This is a genomic window from Streptococcus sp. 27098_8_70, assembly GCF_041432215.1.
Taxonomy (GTDB): domain Bacteria; phylum Bacillota; class Bacilli; order Lactobacillales; family Streptococcaceae; genus Streptococcus; species Streptococcus oralis_CP.
The window spans coordinates 88063-104364 of record NZ_JAPVZD010000001.1 but is presented as its reverse complement, the minus strand read 5'-3'; the positions used below and the strand labels follow the sequence as shown (position 1 = coordinate 104364).

Genomic DNA, 16302 nt, shown 5'->3' with positions numbered 1-16302 from the left:
GTGGATATATAAGAAGGGAGGATTCTATGAGACAGACATTCAAACTAGTTCTAGATAAACTACATGGTTTTCTCAATGGGAATGATGATCATCCTCAAATCAAGGACAACTCCCTCACTGCTATGATTGAACAAGCCATCCAGAAAAAGACGGCTGTTCATGTCATACTTGCTGAGACAAGTTTTACGGGTGATATTGTCAAACACGATGCTAACCGCCAACAAATCATCGTCAAAAATTTTTCAAAAAACGTGACCCGAATCATTCGTATCAGTGACATTAAGCGACTTCGCTTCGTTCCCTCAACTGTACAAAAAGCTCAGAAAAGCCTATTTAAGAAAGAGTGAGATGTTCTTTGCATCCCACTCTTTTTCTTAACGGATTTGTTCAAAATGAAGATGAACGGCGATATGGTCGCCATAACCACTTCTCTCCAAATCGCGTTGCAAGCGATAAGAGATATAGTGTTCTGCAATAGTAATGTAGCCAGCTCCAAGTAAGCGGTGCTCGACCATTGATTGGATCATGCTGATAGTCGCACGTTCCACTTTTGCTTCTTCCAAGTCCAAAACGACTTTTTTAGTAACTTGCGCTAGGTTTTGACGCAGGTCATCGGTCAAAACATAAACTGTTTGAGCTGCCTTTAGGACAGCTTGGTAAATTTTATCTGGATCAAATTCAGCAATTTCTCCATTACGTTTGATTACTTGCATAAGGTTCTCCTTTATTCTTTGTTTTCTTTGATTTCAGCCAGCATCTTTTCTTCTTCGGCTGTCAGTTGATAGTTTTCTAGCAGGTCAGGTCTGCGCTCGTAGGTTTTCTTTAGACTCTCATAGAGCCGCCACTGGCGAATCTTTTCATGGTGCCCACTCATGAGCACATCTGGCACGACCATGCCTCTATAGTCATAAGGGCGAGTGTACTGAGGATATTCAAGAAGTCCCGAAGAGAAGCTATCATCTTGGTGGCTAGACTCCTTACCAATCACTTCTGGTATCAAGCGCACGGTCGCATCAATCATGGTCATGGCCGCCAATTCTCCTCCAGTCAAAACATAGTCTCCTAGGGAAATTTCATCGGTTACCAAGGTCTTGATACGCTCGTCATACCCTTCATAGTGACCACAGATAAAGATTAGTTCCTCTTCCTGAGCCAAATCCTCAGCGTAAGCTTGATCGAACTGTTTTCCAGCAGGATCAAGAAGAATGACACGGGGATTTTTCTTTTCAATAGCATCAAAGGCATCGAAAATGGGTTGAGCCCTTAGCAACATCCCTTGACCGCCTCCGTAGGGTTCATCGTCAACATGACGGGCCTTTTCAGCGTATTCTCTGAAATTATGGTACTGGATATCCAAGAGCCCTTTTTCTCGAGCCTTTCCAACAATCGAGTGCTCTAGCGGAGAAAACATCTCAGGAAAGAGGGTTAAAATATCAATCTTCATCGTCTAACCCTTCTAAGATTTCCACTTCGACCCGCATGTTTGGAATATCAACATTGAGAACTACTGGCGGAATGTAAGGTAAAAGCAAATCACGCTTACCTTTTCGTTTGACCACCCAGACATCGTTGGCACCTGGTTGTAGGATTTCCTTGATAGTTCCTATCAAGTTATCTCCCTCGTAAACATCCAAACCGATAATCTCGTGATAGTAGAATTCTCCATCATCTAAATCGTTCAAATCTTCCTCAGCGACCTTGAGACTATAACCCTTGTACTTTTCAATCGCATTGATATGATACATGTCTTTGAATTTGATAATGTCAAAGTTCTTATGCTTGCGGTGACTTGCAATGGTCACTGTTTGAACAAACTGATCTTTTTCATCAAATAAAGCCAGCTCTGCCCCTTTTTTAAACCGTTCTTCAGCAAAATCCGTCACAGACAAGACTCGCATCTCACCCTGTAGACCCTGCGTATTGACGATTTTTCCAACATTAAAGTAGTTCATCTTGTCTCCTGTATCTATTTCTATCCTTTATTTTATCACGTTCCAGGGATTTTCACAAGTTGGATAGGTCCTATCTTACAAGGCTACTACTTCTTCAAAAAAATCACCAACTATCTGATTAAACTCTTTAGGATGGTCATTCATCGGTTGATGTTTGCTGTCTGAAATCGTTACTTGATACGCATTGGGATTCAAGGCAATGATACCATCATAGATTATTTTTAGGTGTTTGGGAAAATCGTTTTCTCCTCTTACTAATAGCATGGGAGGATTTCCTTTATATCCTTCTATCTCATGGACTGCCAAGAAACCTGTGATTCCAAGATTCAAGAAAACATCTCGCCCAGTTTCTATAATAGCCGTCTTGACCAATTCTCTTGTGATAGGGTTATCAGTACACATTTTTGAATTTTTATCAGCAATCACATTCCAAGGAATCGTCTTGTACATAAGAGAACTATATTTGATTCGACCTCTTTCTTTCTCTGATAGGTATCGATGCTGTCCCCAACTATCTACCATGACCAAGGCTAGGACTCTTTCTGGATGACGATAGGTATACTCTTGAAGTGGATTTCCTCCCCAAGAATGACCGACCAATATCACCTTATCTAGCTGAAAATAGGATAAAATAGCATCTACATCTTGAATAGCGCCTTCCAAGTCGGGAAGTCCAACTTTCATAGGTGATTCACCCTGCCCTCTAACATTGACAAAGTAAAGGTCAAATCCATCAAAAGCATCATACTGGTGGGCCCACATCTGACTACGTCCACAAGCTCCATGATAAAAAATAATATGCCCTTTACTTGCTCTTCCAGGACGATGATAAACAACCAAATCACAATCTACGACTGCTATAAGATGACGTTTCAACATCTCGTGTTCTCTGTTATAAAAAGCAATAGCTTCAGCAATATCATTTGGCTTCATTTCTACATTCGCTCCTCTTTATCCTGATATCATTCTTTGTATCTATTTTATCATGCTATATTAAAATCATGGTTTTCTAAACTTGATTTCATTAAAAATTTTGAATTTTCTGCATCATTTAGATAAAGAAAAAGACTGCTAAGCAATCTTTACTTTTCTCTCATCAGATTCATGCCTAAAATTCCAGCAATAATCAGAGCAGCTCCTATCACATGGTAACTATAAATTGGTTCGTGGAGGATAAGAGCCCCAGCTAGAATAGTCAAAACTGTTCCAAGATTGCCAAAGACACTGACGGTTGATGCCCCGAGGCGAACAATAGCATAGATAGAGAGACTACCAGTCACGATAGATGCTAAAATTCCCAAATAGAGGATGGAAAGCAGATAGGGCAGCTGTCCAAACGGCGCAAAGTAAGCTAATATGTTCCCCTCTAGATAGTGCGAGGTCAGACTCAGCGTATTAAAGGTGACGAAGCCAACAAATATCACAACAGCTGTCATATCCATGGCCCTATAGCGACCTCCTTTAGCCTTGCTGAGAATATTGTTTATCGCATTGGCAAGAACAGATCCCAACATCAAGAGAAAGCCCAAGCTAGCAGTTTCCGTGCTAAAGTTCGCTCCTTTGCTAAGGAAGATGAAAACTACTCCTGCTACGGATAAAATTAAAAAGAACTTTTGCAGCAAACTTGTCTTTTCCTTGAGAAAGACCGATGCTAAAAGGAGTGTAAAAATTGGGACAAGAGCTTGTAAAATTCCCGCTTCAGAAGACGATATATACTGTAAGGCAAAAGATTGAAAAATAAAAAAGAGAAGTGGATAGAAAAGACTCATAGGAAGAATAGAAAGAATATCTTTTCTACTTAAACTCACTTTGATAAGTTTGGTTTGATGAAGGACGACCAATACCAAAGCTGCGATTGTATAGCGATGTGCCAAGTTTGTAAGAGGACTGGCATAGCCCAAAGCTATCTTAGTAAATAAAAAAGAAAAACCAATGATGGCTGAAAAGGATAAGGCTGCTAGGTAAGCTTTTGTTTTCTCGTTCATAGAATGTTACTCCCTTTAAAAATAGCTATTCTCAAGATTAATTGACTAGAATTCCTTAAGACTGTCTATCCATTTTAGCATAGTAAAATCCTAGATGCTATTTCTAGGATTGGTATTTTATTCCTTCTTTCACCGTTTATCTATTACATTAGCTAAAAAGGATTCAGCCAGTCTGATCTGCTTTTCTCGTTCTTTTCTTACAAGTTCTAGCTTGTCTGCCTCTTGGAGATTCCTTACTTTGATAGCATAATCCGCGGAAACGATGGCGTGTCCTCTCATATGGGCTGTTGAAATAGCTTGTACAAAGACTCTGGCAGCGTACTTAGCGATTTGATTTTGGGCATTTTTGGAGAGGAGATTTGCTGCGAAACCTGCTTTTCTCAACTCATGAGGTGAGAACTCATTTCTCAATCGTGCATCAAAAGCCTCATAAGTTTGCCGAATTATTTTATTTTTCTCACCTTCATCACCGATATCAATTAAAGATAAGAAATCTTGCGAGTTCTCTAATGCCCATCGAGCTAGTTCTTTCTGAGGAAGTCTATCCAGTATTTGTTCTAGCTCCAATCTTTTCTCAGAGTCATCCCAAATGGCAACTTTGTAAGGACTGGGTAGGTGATTCATTTTAGTCTTATAGGCAGTTCGTTCAAACTCATTCCATGCATAATCCTCAGGTTTCATTGCTTTCTCTATTCTTTCTTACTAGCTAGCGTAAGCTAGGAGAAACCTTTCATATTAGTGAAAAGAGATTACTCCTAGTTCTCTTGGAAGTTATCCAAAAATCCTTCCAAATCTTGTTTGTGCTGATACTTAATGGCTGCTTTTTTATCTTTTTCAAAAATGGTTTTGGTTAGGTCAATGTCGTTGATGGCCGCAATTGCGACAGTGTAGTGAATAATATCAGCTAGTTCTTTGGCAAGTTCCTCGTTTGAGTCCTGGACGCCCTCTTTTCGACCAGAGCGCCCATTCAAGACCTCAGCTACTTCTCCAACTTCCTCCACTAACTTGATAAAGAGGCCTTCCTCAGTCCGAGACTGCTGGTAATGTTCGAGTAAGTAGGCTTGTAATTGTCTAAATGTTAAATCTTTCATCTTCAACTCCTCACAAAAAAGCGAGACTTCTGTCCCGCTTTTCTTATTTTTCATCGATAACGATTCTTACTTTCTTGTCTTCAGTTGGGACAGAGTAGACAATCGTTCTTATCGCTGAGATAGTGCGACCTTTACGACCGATAACACGACCGACATCGCTCTGGTCAAGATCCAAGTGATACTCCAAAAAGTCTGGTGTGTCTTCAATCTTGATAGTTAAGGCATCAGGTTGTGAAATCAAAGGTTTCACAATCGCAATAATGAGATTTTCAATCGTATCCATCTGTCAACCTACTTTAAACTTATTTTGAGAATTTAGAATCGTGGAATTTTTTCAATACGCCTTCTTTTGAAAGGATGTTGCGTACTGTATCTGAAGGTTGAGCTCCATCAGCCAACCATGCAAGAACGCGGTCTTCTTTCAAAGTTACTTGGTTTTCAGCAACAAGTGGGTTGTAAGTTCCAACTGTTTCGATGAAACGTCCGTCACGTGGTGAACGTGAGTCTGCTACGTTGATACGGTAGAAAGGTTTTTTCTTAGAACCCATACGAGTCAAACGGATTTTAACTGCCATTTTTTAATGTCTCTTTTCTTATTTTTTATTTCGGTGAAATAGCTGAGCTATTTAGCACATGTTCTATTATAGCAGATTTCTGACAGGTGTCAAGAAAAAAACTTGACAGAGTTTTAATTTTTTTACTACTAGAAATTTTTAGTAAAATATTTTACATTTGAAATCAAACTCCTTTTAAGGTACAATGATAGAAATGAATTTTTGAGAGGTTAACAATGAAAAAACTAGCAACCCTTCTTTTACTATCAACTGTAGCCCTTGCTGGATGTACTAGTATCCAACGTGGTCTCCGTGGTGACGAGTATGTCGACTCCAGTATCTCAGCTGAAGAAAGCTCAAAAGCAGCTGCTCAGGCTGCCAAAGATTTGAATGACGCTTTGACCAATGAAAATGCCAACTTCCCTCAACTTTCTAAGGAAGTTGCTGAAGACGAAGCTGAGGTCATTTTACACACAAATCAAGGCGATATCCGCATCAAACTCTTTCCAAAACTAGCACCTCTTGCGGTTGAAAATTTCCTTACTCACGCTAAGGAAGGCTACTATAATGGCATCACCTTCCACCGTGTTATTGATGGCTTTATGGTCCAAACTGGAGATCCTAAGGGAGATGGTACAGGGGGCCAATCTATCTGGCATGATAAGGATAAAACGAAGGACAAGGGAACTGGTTTCAAAAATGAAATCTCTCCTTACCTATACAATATCCGCGGAGCCCTTGCTATGGCTAACACTGGTCAACCAAACACCAACGGTAGCCAGTTCTTCATCAACCAAAACTCAACAGATATTTCAGCTAAACTCCCTACAAGCAAGTATCCAAAGAAAATCATCGAAGCCTATAAAGAAGGTGGAAATCCAAGTCTAGACGGCAAACACCCTGTCTTTGGTCAAGTCATCGAGGGTATGGATGTTGTTGACAAGATTGCCAAAGCTGAAAAAGATGAGAAAGACAAACCGACTTCTGCTATCACCATTGATAGTATCGAAGTGGTGAAAGACTACGACTTCAGCAAAAAATAAGCCATCAACAGATACAGATAAGGAGACGATGATATGATTCTATTTTGGGGTTCTAAAGGTTATCAGAAAGATTTGGGACATACGCAAACAGCGATCGAATGTGGTCATTGTAACAATGTCGACACTTGGGAAATCGTAGAAACTGGGCGCAAGTTCACCCTTTACTGGATTCCACTTTTTCCTTATGGTAAAAGTTACTTCGTTTCTTGTCCGATTTGCCACTACGGTAAAGAAATTGAGAAATCTGAAGTTGAAAACTATTTAAATTACTAGTCAAAAAAGCCAAGTCATTTCGACTTGGCTTTTTTAGCGGCTTTAAGTTAGCTTGTTAAAATCCCAGATTTGGTCCATCCAGCCTTCATAAAACTCTGGTTCGTGACAAACCATAAGAATCGATCCCTTGTATTCTTTGAGAGCGCGTTTGAGTTCATCCTTGGCATCTACATCCAAGTGGTTGGTCGGCTCGTCCAGCACTAAGACGTTGTTTTCACGATTCATCAAGAGACAGAAACGCACCTTGGCTTGTTCACCACCTGATAAGACCTGAATTTGGCTTTCGATATGCTTGGTCGTCAAACCACAGCGGGCAAGGGCTGCACGAACTTCTGCTTGGTTAAGGGCAGGAAAGGCATTCCAGACAGCCTCTAGTGGTGTTTGACGATTTCCACCTTCTACTTCCTGTTCAAAGTAACCAAGTTCTAGGTAATCACCGCGTTCAACTTCCCCAGCGATTGGCGGTATAATGCCCAAGAGAGACTTCAAGAGAGTTGTTTTCCCAATACCATTGACCCCGATAATAGCAACCTTTTGATTGCGTTCAAAAGTAAGATTTAAAGGCTTAGTCAGAGGACGGTCATAACCAATCTGCAAGTCCTTGGCTTGGAAGATAAAGCGCCCTGGCGTACGAGCTGGTTTGAAATCAAAGGATGGTTTTGGCTTCTCACTTTGCAGTTCGATAATATCCATCTTGTCGAGTTTCTTTTGACGGGACATGGCCATATTACGCGTTGCAACACGCGCCTTGTTTCGAGCTACAAAGTCCTTGAGGTCTGCAATCTCTTTCTGTTGACGTTCGTAAGCTGCCTCTAGCTGAGATTTCTTCATGGCATAGACTTCTTGGAACTGGTAGTAGTCACCAGAGTAACGCGTCAACTGTTGATTTTCCACATGGTAAACGATATTGATTACGTCGTTGAGGAAAGGAATATCATGCGAAATAAGGACAAAGGCATTCTCATAGTTTTGGAGATAACGCTTGAGCCAGTCAATGTGTTCAGCATCCAAGTAGTTGGTTGGCTCGTCAAGCAACAAAATATCTGGTTTTTCAAGGAGGAGTTTAGCCAAAAGCACCTTGGTTCTTTGTCCACCTGATAAGGCTGTTACATCTGTATCCATGCCATAGTCCATGACACCCAGAGCACGCGCTACTTCATCAATCTTAGCATCCAAAGTATAGAAGTCACGACTCTCCAAACGGTCTTGTAGTTCGCCAACTTCTTCCATGAGCGCGTCGATATCCGCTCCGTCTTCAGCCATTTCCATATAGAGGTCATTGATACGAGCTTCTGCTTTAAATAGCTCATCAAAGGCTGTACGCAAGACATCACGCACGGTTTGACCTTCCTTTAGTACAGCGTGCTGATCCAGATAGCCAGCAGTCACATATTTGGACCACTCCACCTTCCCTTCATCTGGTAACATCTTACCAGTCACGATGCTCATAAAGGTTGATTTCCCTTCACCATTGGCGCCGACTAGACCGATATGTTCTCCCTTGAGGAGACGGAAGGACACATCTTCAAAAATTGCACGGTCACCAAAACCGTGACTTAAATTTTTAACTTCTAAAATACTCATTCTAATTCCTTATCTTGTTTTTATGCAGTCCTTTATAGAGGACCCAAGCCAGATAGCCTCCCAGGGTATTGGTCCACAAATCATCAATCTCAAAGACGCGATTAAAATCAAAGAAAAAGTCTAAGACCAGTTGCGTGCACTCGATTCCTAAACTCAGTAGAAAGCTGAGAAGGATGATTTTTTTGGTTTGTCGCAAGTTTGGGCAGAGATAGATCAGTTGAAAGACTAGTGGGAAAAGCAAGAAGACATTTAAAATGTTCTGCAAAAAGATCCAAAGGACTTGTCCCAAACTAGTCACTTCACCCAGTTTCCAAAAGGAGTTTAAGGGAGTTAAAAGAAAAACCAGGCGTCCAAAAGTTTGAATACCTGGAGTTTCCACTCCTGTAGGAAGTTGAGGTTGGGGAGTAAAACAAAAACAGACAATGCAAAGACTGTAAATAGCCACTCCCAATCTTAAGATTAATTCTCTTTTTTTAGTCATTTTATGGATTTACCGCTGCGACTGCCTTCTGGCGGTCACGTTTCATTGTATTGGAGCGTAATTGTCCACAAGCTGCATCAATATCTGTACCATGCTCTTGACGGACAACACAGTTGACCCCTTTTTTCTTGAGGGTATCGTAGAAGGCCATCACGCGCTCTTTAGGACTACGGCTATATTGGTCATGTTCACTAACTGGGTTATAGGGAATCAAGTTTACATAAGACAATTTCTTGATGTTCTTGAGCAATTCAGCCAATTCCAAGGCTTGTTCTACACCATCGTTGACTTCATTGAGCATGATGTATTCAAAGGTCACACGGCGATTGGTTGTTTCGATATAGTACTCAATAGCTGCAAAGAGCTTTTCTATCGGAAAGGCACGGTTAATCTTCATGATGCTTGAACGCAATTCATTATTGGGTGCGTGAAGGGAAACAGCCAGATTAACCTGTACACCTTCATTAGCAAAGTCACGAATTTTATGGGCCAAACCTGAGGTTGAAACAGTGATGTGACGAGCACCGATAGCCATCCCCTTGTCATCATTGATGGTACGAACAAAATTCAAAACATTATTGTAGTTATCAAATGGTTCACCAATTCCCATAACAACGATATGGCTGACACGTTCGTCCTGACCACGCTCATCAAAGTATTTCTGAACCAGCATAATCTGCGCTACGATTTCCCCGTTATTGAGGTCACGTTGCTTCTTAATCAAGCCTGACGCACAGAAGGTACAACCGATATTACAACCGACCTGAGTGGTCACACAGACTGACAAACCATAGTGTTGACGCATGAGTACTGTCTCAATCAACATGCCATCTGGCAACTCGAAAAGATACTTAACAGTACCGTCAGCTGACTCTTGTACAATCCTTTGTTTCAAAGGATTGACCACAAACTGGTCATTGAGCTTAGCAATCAAATCCTTGGAAAGGTTGGTCATTTCTTCAAATGACTGGACACGTTTACGGTAAAGCCATTCCCAGATTTGATCTGCCCGGAATTTCTTTTCTCCTTGTTCTAATACCCACTCTTGCATGGTTTGACGTGTTAAACTATAAATAGACGGTTTCATCTCTTCTCCTTATTCTCTATCTATTTCTGACGAATGACAAAATGGCGCTGTCCCTTGTCCTCTTTCTGAGACTTTTGGTCCTTATGACGACGTCTATTTCGCTTATCCGCATTTGGTTTTCTCTTGTTTTGCGAAGGTTTCTTGCCTCTTCTAGGAAGGTTTTCCTCTTCCTTTTTACGCAATTTTTTGTCAAATGAAGCCCGTTTCGGTGCTTGATTTTCTAGGACAAAATAGGCACAACCATAACTACAGTACTCCAAAAGATAGTCCTGTAAGCGACTGATCTTTTCAATTTTTTCCTCTGTTCGATCGTCTTTGTAAAAACCACGTAGGCGGAGCTGTTCATTACTCCAGTCCCCCACGACATAATCAAACTTGGTCAACACTTCTGAAAAGCGTTGATTAAAGACTGTCACATCGAAAGCATCCTTGATATTTTCAACCAAGGTAAAAGCAATCCCTTCAGTCTCAACCTTATCCCCATTTACTTGAAATTCTGGGCCAGGAAACTTGTTATAGTTGTATAATTCAGGTGCAATTTCTTTACGCATAGTCTTCCTTTTCCACGATTACTTAACACTCTATTTTACCATAATTTCTAGCAGTTGGCACGAATATCCTCTAAATGAAAAAAGTCTGACGATTCTGTCAGACTTCTGCTTTATAACCTTAAAAAGAGAAGATTGACTCTTCCCTCCATATTTTATTATTTAGCTGCTGCGTATAGCTCGTCTACTTTGTTCCAGTTAATCACTGAGAAGAAAGCTTTGATGTAGTCAGGACGCACGTTGCGGTATTTCACGTAGTAAGCATGTTCCCAAACGTCCAAGCCCAAGATTGGTTTTTTGCCTTCTGAGATTGGTGTGTCTTGGTTTGCTGTTGAAGTTACTTCAAGCTTCCCTTCTTTGTTGACAACCAACCAAGCCCAGCCAGAACCAAAGCGAGTTGTAGCTGCTGCTGTAAAGGCTGCTTGGAACTCTTCAAATGAACCAAATGTTGCATCGATTGCTGCTGCAAGTTCTGCTGAAGGAGCTGTTTTTTCTGGAGTCATCAATTCCCAGAAAAGAGCGTGGTTCAAGTGTCCACCACCATTGTTGATAAGCGCTTGGCGGATATCAGCTGGGATAGAATCTACATCAGCAAGCAAGACTTCAAGGTCTTCACCAATTTCAGGGTGTTTTTCAAGAGCTGCATTTGCATTGTTTACATAAGTTTGGTGGTGTTTGTCATGGTGCAAGTGCATTGTTTCTGCATCGATGTATGGTTCCAAAGCGTCGTATGCGTATGGAAGGTCTGGTAAGATAATAGCCATCTGTAATACCTCTTTTTCTTTCTATATGAAAATGATAACGCAATCATCCTCTTTTTTCAAGTTTTTTGCTCAATTTGCTTCTGCCGCGATCTGCAAAAGTGCCTTTTCAAACAGGTACCCCTTTTCATAGACACCTGTCTTAATCTGGTAGTCTGTTTCAATCAAATAAGAAATCGCTCGCTTGAGAAAGGCAATGGAAATCCCTCTCGAATCTCTCAGTGCAAACTTGATTTGATAAGGATTAGGATTTCGCCCCAAGTAAGTTCCCAGACTGCTTGCGATCTGCGATTCCGTCTGACCAGTCTCTGATAAAATCTTCACTTGGGTAAAGGTACGAAACTGTCCTAACATGACAGCTATGAGCTTGATCTCATCCTCCCCTTGCAAGGTCAAGTCTCTAACTAGGTCACGGGCCAGGTCAATCTTCTTAGCTAAAATAAGCTGAGTCAAATCAAAAATATTATCCTGCAAGGTCTTTGGAATGGCCTCGACAATGTCCTTCTCCTCAATCACGCCGTCTGATTTATAAGACTGTAAAAAGAGGAGATTTTTCTGGATTTCACTAAATTGAAATCCGGATTTGAGAAGTAGATTTTCAAAAGACTTTTCTGCAAACTGCAGACCTTGTGTCTGGCTCCATTTTTGGAAATACTGGCGAAGTTCTTGTTCCTTGGGTTCAATAGCATCAAATACAGTCGCATCTCGTTTGAGCAATTTGACCAGCCGTCTTTTACTATCTAACTTTCCTTCTGCAAAAATCAACAACTTGGTTGTTGGTGAAGGGTTATCAAGGTATTCTTCAAACGACTTGAGCTCATCATCTGCTAAAAAGCGTTTCTTGGCTGTTGTGATATCGACAAAATGGTCTAATATCACGATTTTCTCATCCGCAAAGAAAGGGAGACTGACCAACTCCAACTCTAAGTCTTTATAAGCTACTTCTTTCATATCAAAGTAAGCAAAATTGAGATCAGCTGGATCATAACCAATCTGCCTCAACACCTGACTCTTCATAACTTCAAACTGGCCCTGATCTGTTCCTGTAAATAGATTCAAGCTAGATAGATTTGATAAAGTCAACTTCTGACTGTCTTCAATGGCTAGCATCATCTCTCCTTTCTTCTGATTTTTTATTAAACTTAATCAATATAGCGCAATTTCCCACGGAAATCTTCTAGGCTCTCATACCCTTTTTCCGCCATAATAGCTTTCAGTTCATTGGTAATGCGTTCAAAAGCACCGACGCCTTCTTTGTGAAGGGTAGTCCCTACTTGCACCATACTCGCACCGCAGAGGATGTGTTCAAAGGCATCACGACCCGTTAGAACACCACCAGTTCCGATGATTTGAATTTGCGGATTGAGACGTTGGTAGAAGGCATGTACATTCGCTAGAGCAGTTGGTTTGATGTACTCTCCACCAATGCCACCAAAACCATTTTTAGGACGAATCACGACAGACTCATCTTCTATATAAAGGCCATTTCCGATAGAGTTAACACAGTTGACAAACTTAAGCGGATATTTGTTGAAAATAGCTGCTGCTTGGTCAAAGTGAACAATGTCAAAATATGGTGGTAATTTAATTCCAAGAGGTTTGGTAAAGTAGGCAAATACTTCTGCCAAAATCCGGTCTGTTGTCTCAAAATCATAGGCAATCTGGGGTTTTCCTGGAACATTTGGACAAGAAAGATTAAGCTCTGTCAGCCCTTTGAATTCACTCTCTTGAACTTTTTTCAAGATGGTATGTGTTTCTTCTGGAGACATGCCGACTAGGGAAAGGAAGAAAGTACGGTTTGGCTCTTTTTCCTGCAAGTCCAAAAGATAGTCCAGATAGTAGTCTAAGCCATTATTTGGTAAGCCCATGGAGTTGATAGAACCAAGTGGAACATCCTGGTAGCGTGGCTCAGGATTGCCCTGACGAAAGTCCAAGGTCGCTGTCTTCGTGACAAAAGTACCCGCTGCTGAGTTTTTGACCCCTTCAAGCTCTTCTATCGTCATACAAGCCACACCCGCTGCATTCATCAAGCAATTGTCAAACTCAAAGCCAGCTATTTGTGTTTTCGTTGATACCATGATTCTGATCCTCCAGATTCCTTTTATTTCTAATATTATACCATACTTTAAGATTTTCTCTTTGAGAAACTAATTTCTATATAAAACGTTCGGTTTTGTAAATTGAAAGAATTTTTAGAAAATTTCTGTTTTTTTCTTTACACTAAAAAAAAATTCTGCTATAATGGCTCATGTAATAAAATATAACAACAAAAAGGAGAACGATATGACATCTGCTAAAGACTATATCCAAAGCGTGTTTGCAACTGTGAAAGCTCGTAACGGGCATGAGGCTGAATTTCTCCAGGCGGTTGAAGAATTCTTCAGCACTTTGGAACCTGTATTTGAAAAACACCCTGAGTATATCGAAGAAAACATCTTGGCACGTATCACTGAGCCTGAGCGCGTGATTTCTTTCCGTGTTCCTTGGGTTGACCGTGATGGAAAAGTTCAAGTCAACCGTGGTTACCGTGTTCAATTCAACTCAGCTGTTGGACCATATAAAGGCGGACTTCGTTTCCACCCAACTGTAAACCAAGGGATTTTGAAATTCCTCGGCTTCGAACAAATCTTTAAAAACGTTTTGACTGGACTTCCAATCGGTGGAGGTAAAGGGGGATCAGACTTCGATCCTAAAGGGAAGACTGATGCTGAAGTGATGCGCTTCTGCCAAAGCTTCATGACTGAATTGCAAAAATACATCGGACCATCTCTTGATGTACCTGCTGGTGATATCGGTGTTGGAGGACGTGAAATTGGTTACCTTTACGGACAATACAAACGTCTTAACCAATTTGATGCGGGTGTCTTGACTGGTAAACCTCTTGGATTTGGTGGTAGCTTGATTCGTCCAGAAGCAACTGGTTATGGATTGGTTTACTACACTGAAGAAATGCTCAAAGCTAATGGTAACAGTTTTGCTGGTAAGAAAGTGGTAATTTCAGGTTCTGGTAACGTAGCTCAATATGCTCTTCAAAAAGCGACTGAACTTGGTGCAACTGTTATCTCTGTATCTGACTCAAATGGTTATGTCATCGACGAAAATGGTATTGACTTCGATCTTTTGGTTGATGTTAAAGAAAAACGCCGTGCTCGTTTGACTGAGTATGCAGCTGAGAAAGCAACTGCTACTTACCATGAAGGTTCTGTATGGACTTACGCTGGTAACTACGACATCGCTCTTCCATGTGCGACTCAAAACGAAATCAACGGTGAAGCAGCTAAACGTTTGGTTGCTCAAGGCGTTATCTGTGTATCTGAAGGTGCTAACATGCCTAGTGACCTTGATGCGATTAAAGTCTACAAAGAAAACGGAATCCTTTACGGACCTGCCAAAGCTGCCAACGCTGGTGGTGTAGCTGTATCAGCGCTTGAAATGAGCCAAAACAGCCTTCGCCTTTCATGGACCCGTGAAGAAGTTGATGGACGCCTCAAAGACATCATGACAAACATCTTCAATACAGCTAAAACAACTGCTGAAACATACGGACTTGGTACTGACTACCTTGCAGGAGCAAATATCGCTGCCTTCGAAAACGTAGCAAACGCTATGATTGCACAAGGTATTGTTTAATTAGTCAATACATCCTATCGGAGGACAAATGATGAACTTACGGCCAATGGAAGTAAAAGACAATCCAGCTGTAGCACAACTCATTCGAGCTAGCCTTGAAGAATTCGGGCTTGACAAACCAGGAACTGTCTACTTTGATTCTCATCTAGATCATTTGGCCGACTATTATCAACAGCAAGAGAGAGCAGCTTACTTTGTTCTGGAAGATGAAGATCAGCTGGTAGGCTGTGGTGGCTTTGCACCAGTGTCCGATAAGATTGCTGAATTACAAAAACTGTATGTCACTAAAAACAGTCGTGGCAAAGGTTATTCCAGTAGGTTGATAAAGCGGATATTCCAGGAAGCCCATCTAGCTGGTTATGAACAGCTTTATCTAGAAACCTCCACTGAACTGGCTACGGCTGTGGCCATCTATCAGCGCTATGGTTTCACATCACTGCAAGAACCACTTTCTAACGCTGCCGGCCACCCAGCTATGAATATCTGGATGATAAAATCCCTCTTATCAGATGAATAGATGGCAGTATACTAATGTAGCCAATGCTATGATAGTAAAGGTATTGTTTCAATTTATTTTTCAATCCCCAATCACTCTGATTGGGGATTTTTATATTGGTTTTAAAAAAGCTCACTATTTTTAATAGTAAGCTTAAAAATCAAAATTCACTTTACTTCTACTAAGGCAAAAGACAGGCATTCAACAATTTCGTTTACTGCTTCATCTATGTTCACATCTTCCTTATCATTCAACATCATTGGAATAACATAAGAAAGACTCAAGGCTAGAATATAACGAACCATTCTTTCATTTGACCAATCTCGAATAACACCATTTTCTTTAAACTGATTCAGAACTGGACTAATTGACTTAATGATAGAGTGAACAATAACATTCCCTAACTGCTCAGAAATAGTTTTATCAATAAAAGAACGACTCAAGAGAATTTTAACTTGCATTTGATTCTCCTGAATGAAAACTAGTCTATCTCGAACAATGCTTCTCAAAAACACTGGAAAACTCTCTTGGTTTGCTGTAAATTTCTTCTCAGAAAAATCAGCAATCACATCTGGAATAACCTGTTCGAGAAAAGTTGACAGAATAGCTTCTAAGATGCCTTCCTTAGTTTTAAAGTAACTAAAAACTGTCCCTTCTGAAACTCCAGCCTCCTTAGCAATAAGGCTTGCTGTTGTATTCTCAAAACCAATTTCTGAAAATAACTTTAGACTTGATAATAACACTTGACGTTGTTTTAAACTCAAGTTGCTATTTTCTAATGTCTGAGCGTACTTTTGTTCTAAACTTTCCATTGCTA

Annotated in this window: 22 protein-coding genes; 5 read left to right on the top strand and 17 right to left on the bottom strand. The window is 40.7% G+C overall.

All coding sequences use genetic code 11. The annotated features are described in order from the left end of the window. Positions 1–26 precede the first annotated feature (26 nt). Positions 27–347: a hypothetical protein gene (locus O3655_RS00490; RefSeq protein WP_007522201.1), complete on the top strand. Its 321-nt coding sequence runs from the start codon at positions 27–29 to the stop codon at positions 345–347. 27 nt (positions 348–374) lie between these two features. Here the strand turns inward: O3655_RS00490 and O3655_RS00485 are convergent, their stop codons facing one another. The 9 genes from O3655_RS00485 to rpsP all read right to left on the bottom strand — a co-directional run bounded on the left by O3655_RS00485 (position 375) and on the right by rpsP (position 5603). Continuing rightward, positions 375–713, bottom strand: a complete 339-nt coding sequence (locus O3655_RS00485) for an ATP cone domain-containing protein (protein WP_001196045.1) — start codon at positions 711–713, stop codon at positions 375–377. Between the two features lie 11 nt (positions 714–724). Beyond that, on the bottom strand, positions 725–1444 hold the full coding sequence (trmD, locus tag O3655_RS00480; RefSeq protein WP_002882191.1) for a tRNA (guanosine(37)-N1)-methyltransferase TrmD: 720 nt from the start codon (positions 1442–1444) through the stop codon (positions 725–727). Next, complete coding sequence (gene rimM / locus O3655_RS00475; protein WP_084878473.1) at positions 1434–1952, bottom strand: ribosome maturation factor RimM; 519 nt, start codon at positions 1950–1952, stop codon at positions 1434–1436. Before rimM ends, trmD begins: the two co-directional genes overlap by 11 nt. 75 nt (positions 1953–2027) lie before the next feature. Next, positions 2028–2885, bottom strand: coding sequence for an alpha/beta fold hydrolase (locus tag O3655_RS00470; protein WP_268702652.1), 858 nt, complete (start codon positions 2883–2885; stop codon positions 2028–2030). Positions 2886–3034: 149 nt separating this feature from the next. Further along, positions 3035–3937 carry a DMT family transporter gene (locus tag O3655_RS00465; protein WP_268702653.1) on the bottom strand — a complete coding sequence of 301 codons (903 nt, stop codon included), beginning with the start codon at positions 3935–3937 and terminating at the stop codon, positions 3035–3037. 129 nt (positions 3938–4066) lie between these two features. Then, entirely contained in the window at positions 4067–4618 is a 552-nt protein-coding gene (locus O3655_RS00460) for a putative immunity protein (RefSeq protein ID WP_000801504.1), read from the bottom strand. Between the two features lie 74 nt (positions 4619–4692). Further along, complete coding sequence (locus O3655_RS00455) at positions 4693–5028, bottom strand: MazG nucleotide pyrophosphohydrolase domain-containing protein (protein WP_308696958.1); 336 nt, start codon at positions 5026–5028, stop codon at positions 4693–4695. Positions 5029–5071: 43 nt separating this feature from the next. Further along, on the bottom strand, positions 5072–5311 hold the full coding sequence (gene kphA, locus O3655_RS00450; protein WP_084857660.1) for an RNA-binding protein KphA: 240 nt from the start codon (positions 5309–5311) through the stop codon (positions 5072–5074). A 19-nt stretch (positions 5312–5330) separates the two neighbouring features. After that, positions 5331–5603 carry a 30S ribosomal protein S16 gene (gene rpsP / locus O3655_RS00445; RefSeq protein ID WP_000268760.1) on the bottom strand — a complete coding sequence of 91 codons (273 nt, stop codon included), beginning with the start codon at positions 5601–5603 and terminating at the stop codon, positions 5331–5333. Between the two features lie 215 nt (positions 5604–5818). Between rpsP and O3655_RS00440 the strand changes: the two genes are divergently transcribed. Beyond that, entirely contained in the window at positions 5819–6625 is an 807-nt protein-coding gene (locus O3655_RS00440; protein ID WP_308696957.1) for a peptidylprolyl isomerase, read from the top strand. 33 nt (positions 6626–6658) lie between these two features. After that, the gene (locus tag O3655_RS00435) at positions 6659–6898 is read left to right on the top strand and encodes a zinc-ribbon domain-containing protein (RefSeq protein WP_000600214.1); all 240 of its coding nucleotides are present in this window, start codon (positions 6659–6661) and stop codon (positions 6896–6898) included. Between the two features lie 42 nt (positions 6899–6940). Here the strand turns inward: O3655_RS00435 and O3655_RS00430 are convergent, their stop codons facing one another. From O3655_RS00430 to O3655_RS00400, 7 genes are all read right to left on the bottom strand, one after another. Further along, the gene (locus tag O3655_RS00430; RefSeq protein WP_308696956.1) at positions 6941–8482 is read right to left on the bottom strand and encodes an ABC-F family ATP-binding cassette domain-containing protein; all 1542 of its coding nucleotides are present in this window, start codon (positions 8480–8482) and stop codon (positions 6941–6943) included. Between the two features lies 1 nt (position 8483). After that, entirely contained in the window at positions 8484–8963 is a 480-nt protein-coding gene (locus tag O3655_RS00425; protein ID WP_000163102.1) for a VanZ family protein, read from the bottom strand. A 1-nt stretch (position 8964) separates the two neighbouring features. Continuing rightward, positions 8965–10050: a 23S rRNA (adenine(2503)-C(2))-methyltransferase RlmN gene (rlmN, locus tag O3655_RS00420; protein ID WP_000804762.1), complete on the bottom strand. Its 1086-nt coding sequence runs from the start codon at positions 10048–10050 to the stop codon at positions 8965–8967. Positions 10051–10070: 20 nt separating this feature from the next. After that, positions 10071–10601: a YutD family protein gene (locus O3655_RS00415; RefSeq protein ID WP_042902146.1), complete on the bottom strand. Its 531-nt coding sequence runs from the start codon at positions 10599–10601 to the stop codon at positions 10071–10073. 155 nt (positions 10602–10756) lie between these two features. Beyond that, positions 10757–11362, bottom strand: a complete 606-nt coding sequence (gene sodA / locus O3655_RS00410; protein ID WP_049477664.1) for a superoxide dismutase SodA — start codon at positions 11360–11362, stop codon at positions 10757–10759. 69 nt (positions 11363–11431) lie between these two features. Then, complete coding sequence (holA, locus tag O3655_RS00405) at positions 11432–12469, bottom strand: DNA polymerase III subunit delta (protein WP_308697042.1); 1038 nt, start codon at positions 12467–12469, stop codon at positions 11432–11434. 32 nt (positions 12470–12501) lie between these two features. Continuing rightward, positions 12502–13437, bottom strand: coding sequence for a dihydroorotate oxidase (locus tag O3655_RS00400; RefSeq protein ID WP_125389200.1), 936 nt, complete (start codon positions 13435–13437; stop codon positions 12502–12504). Between the two features lie 205 nt (positions 13438–13642). Here O3655_RS00400 and gdhA point away from each other — a divergent pair, with 205 nt between their 5' ends. Further along, a complete protein-coding gene (gene gdhA, locus O3655_RS00395) occupies positions 13643–14989 on the top strand; it encodes an NADP-specific glutamate dehydrogenase (protein WP_000199516.1) in 1347 nt (448 codons plus the stop codon). Between the two features lie 31 nt (positions 14990–15020). Then, positions 15021–15506 carry a GNAT family N-acetyltransferase gene (locus O3655_RS00390; protein ID WP_308697041.1) on the top strand — a complete coding sequence of 162 codons (486 nt, stop codon included), beginning with the start codon at positions 15021–15023 and terminating at the stop codon, positions 15504–15506. Between the two features lie 146 nt (positions 15507–15652). On the opposite strand, the gene O3655_RS00385 is transcribed toward O3655_RS00390, so the two are convergent. Continuing rightward, positions 15653–16297, bottom strand: a complete 645-nt coding sequence (locus O3655_RS00385) for a TetR/AcrR family transcriptional regulator (RefSeq protein WP_000444590.1) — start codon at positions 16295–16297, stop codon at positions 15653–15655. Positions 16298–16302: the final 5 nt, after the last annotated feature.

Excerpts from the sequence above, each read along its gene's own strand:
- O3655_RS00490 (WP_007522201.1), top strand. The coding sequence starts at position 27 with ATGAGACAGACATTCAAACTAGTTCTAGATAAACTACATGGTTTTCTC.
- O3655_RS00485 (WP_001196045.1), bottom strand. The coding sequence starts at position 713 with ATGCAAGTAATCAAACGTAATGGAGAAATTGCTGAATTTGATCCAGAT.
- trmD (WP_002882191.1), bottom strand. The coding sequence starts at position 1,444 with ATGAAGATTGATATTTTAACCCTCTTTCCTGAGATGTTTTCTCCGCTA.
- rimM (WP_084878473.1), bottom strand. The coding sequence starts at position 1,952 with ATGAACTACTTTAATGTTGGAAAAATCGTCAATACGCAGGGTCTACAG.
- O3655_RS00470 (WP_268702652.1), bottom strand. The coding sequence starts at position 2,885 with ATGAAGCCAAATGATATTGCTGAAGCTATTGCTTTTTATAACAGAGAA.
- O3655_RS00465 (WP_268702653.1), bottom strand. The coding sequence starts at position 3,937 with ATGAACGAGAAAACAAAAGCTTACCTAGCAGCCTTATCCTTTTCAGCC.
- O3655_RS00460 (WP_000801504.1), bottom strand. The coding sequence starts at position 4,618 with ATGAAACCTGAGGATTATGCATGGAATGAGTTTGAACGAACTGCCTAT.
- O3655_RS00455 (WP_308696958.1), bottom strand. The coding sequence starts at position 5,028 with ATGAAAGATTTAACATTTAGACAATTACAAGCCTACTTACTCGAACAT.
- kphA (WP_084857660.1), bottom strand. The coding sequence starts at position 5,311 with ATGGATACGATTGAAAATCTCATTATTGCGATTGTGAAACCTTTGATT.
- rpsP (WP_000268760.1), bottom strand. The coding sequence starts at position 5,603 with ATGGCAGTTAAAATCCGTTTGACTCGTATGGGTTCTAAGAAAAAACCT.
- O3655_RS00440 (WP_308696957.1), top strand. The coding sequence starts at position 5,819 with ATGAAAAAACTAGCAACCCTTCTTTTACTATCAACTGTAGCCCTTGCT.
- O3655_RS00435 (WP_000600214.1), top strand. The coding sequence starts at position 6,659 with ATGATTCTATTTTGGGGTTCTAAAGGTTATCAGAAAGATTTGGGACAT.
- O3655_RS00430 (WP_308696956.1), bottom strand. The coding sequence starts at position 8,482 with ATGAGTATTTTAGAAGTTAAAAATTTAAGTCACGGTTTTGGTGACCGT.
- O3655_RS00425 (WP_000163102.1), bottom strand. The coding sequence starts at position 8,963 with ATGACTAAAAAAAGAGAATTAATCTTAAGATTGGGAGTGGCTATTTAC.
- rlmN (WP_000804762.1), bottom strand. The coding sequence starts at position 10,050 with ATGAAACCGTCTATTTATAGTTTAACACGTCAAACCATGCAAGAGTGG.
- O3655_RS00415 (WP_042902146.1), bottom strand. The coding sequence starts at position 10,601 with ATGCGTAAAGAAATTGCACCTGAATTATACAACTATAACAAGTTTCCT.
- sodA (WP_049477664.1), bottom strand. The coding sequence starts at position 11,362 with ATGGCTATTATCTTACCAGACCTTCCATACGCATACGACGCTTTGGAA.
- holA (WP_308697042.1), bottom strand. The coding sequence starts at position 12,469 with ATGCTAGCCATTGAAGACAGTCAGAAGTTGACTTTATCAAATCTATCT.
- O3655_RS00400 (WP_125389200.1), bottom strand. The coding sequence starts at position 13,437 with ATGGTATCAACGAAAACACAAATAGCTGGCTTTGAGTTTGACAATTGC.
- gdhA (WP_000199516.1), top strand. The coding sequence starts at position 13,643 with ATGACATCTGCTAAAGACTATATCCAAAGCGTGTTTGCAACTGTGAAA.
- O3655_RS00390 (WP_308697041.1), top strand. The coding sequence starts at position 15,021 with ATGAACTTACGGCCAATGGAAGTAAAAGACAATCCAGCTGTAGCACAA.
- O3655_RS00385 (WP_000444590.1), bottom strand. The coding sequence starts at position 16,297 with ATGGAAAGTTTAGAACAAAAGTACGCTCAGACATTAGAAAATAGCAAC.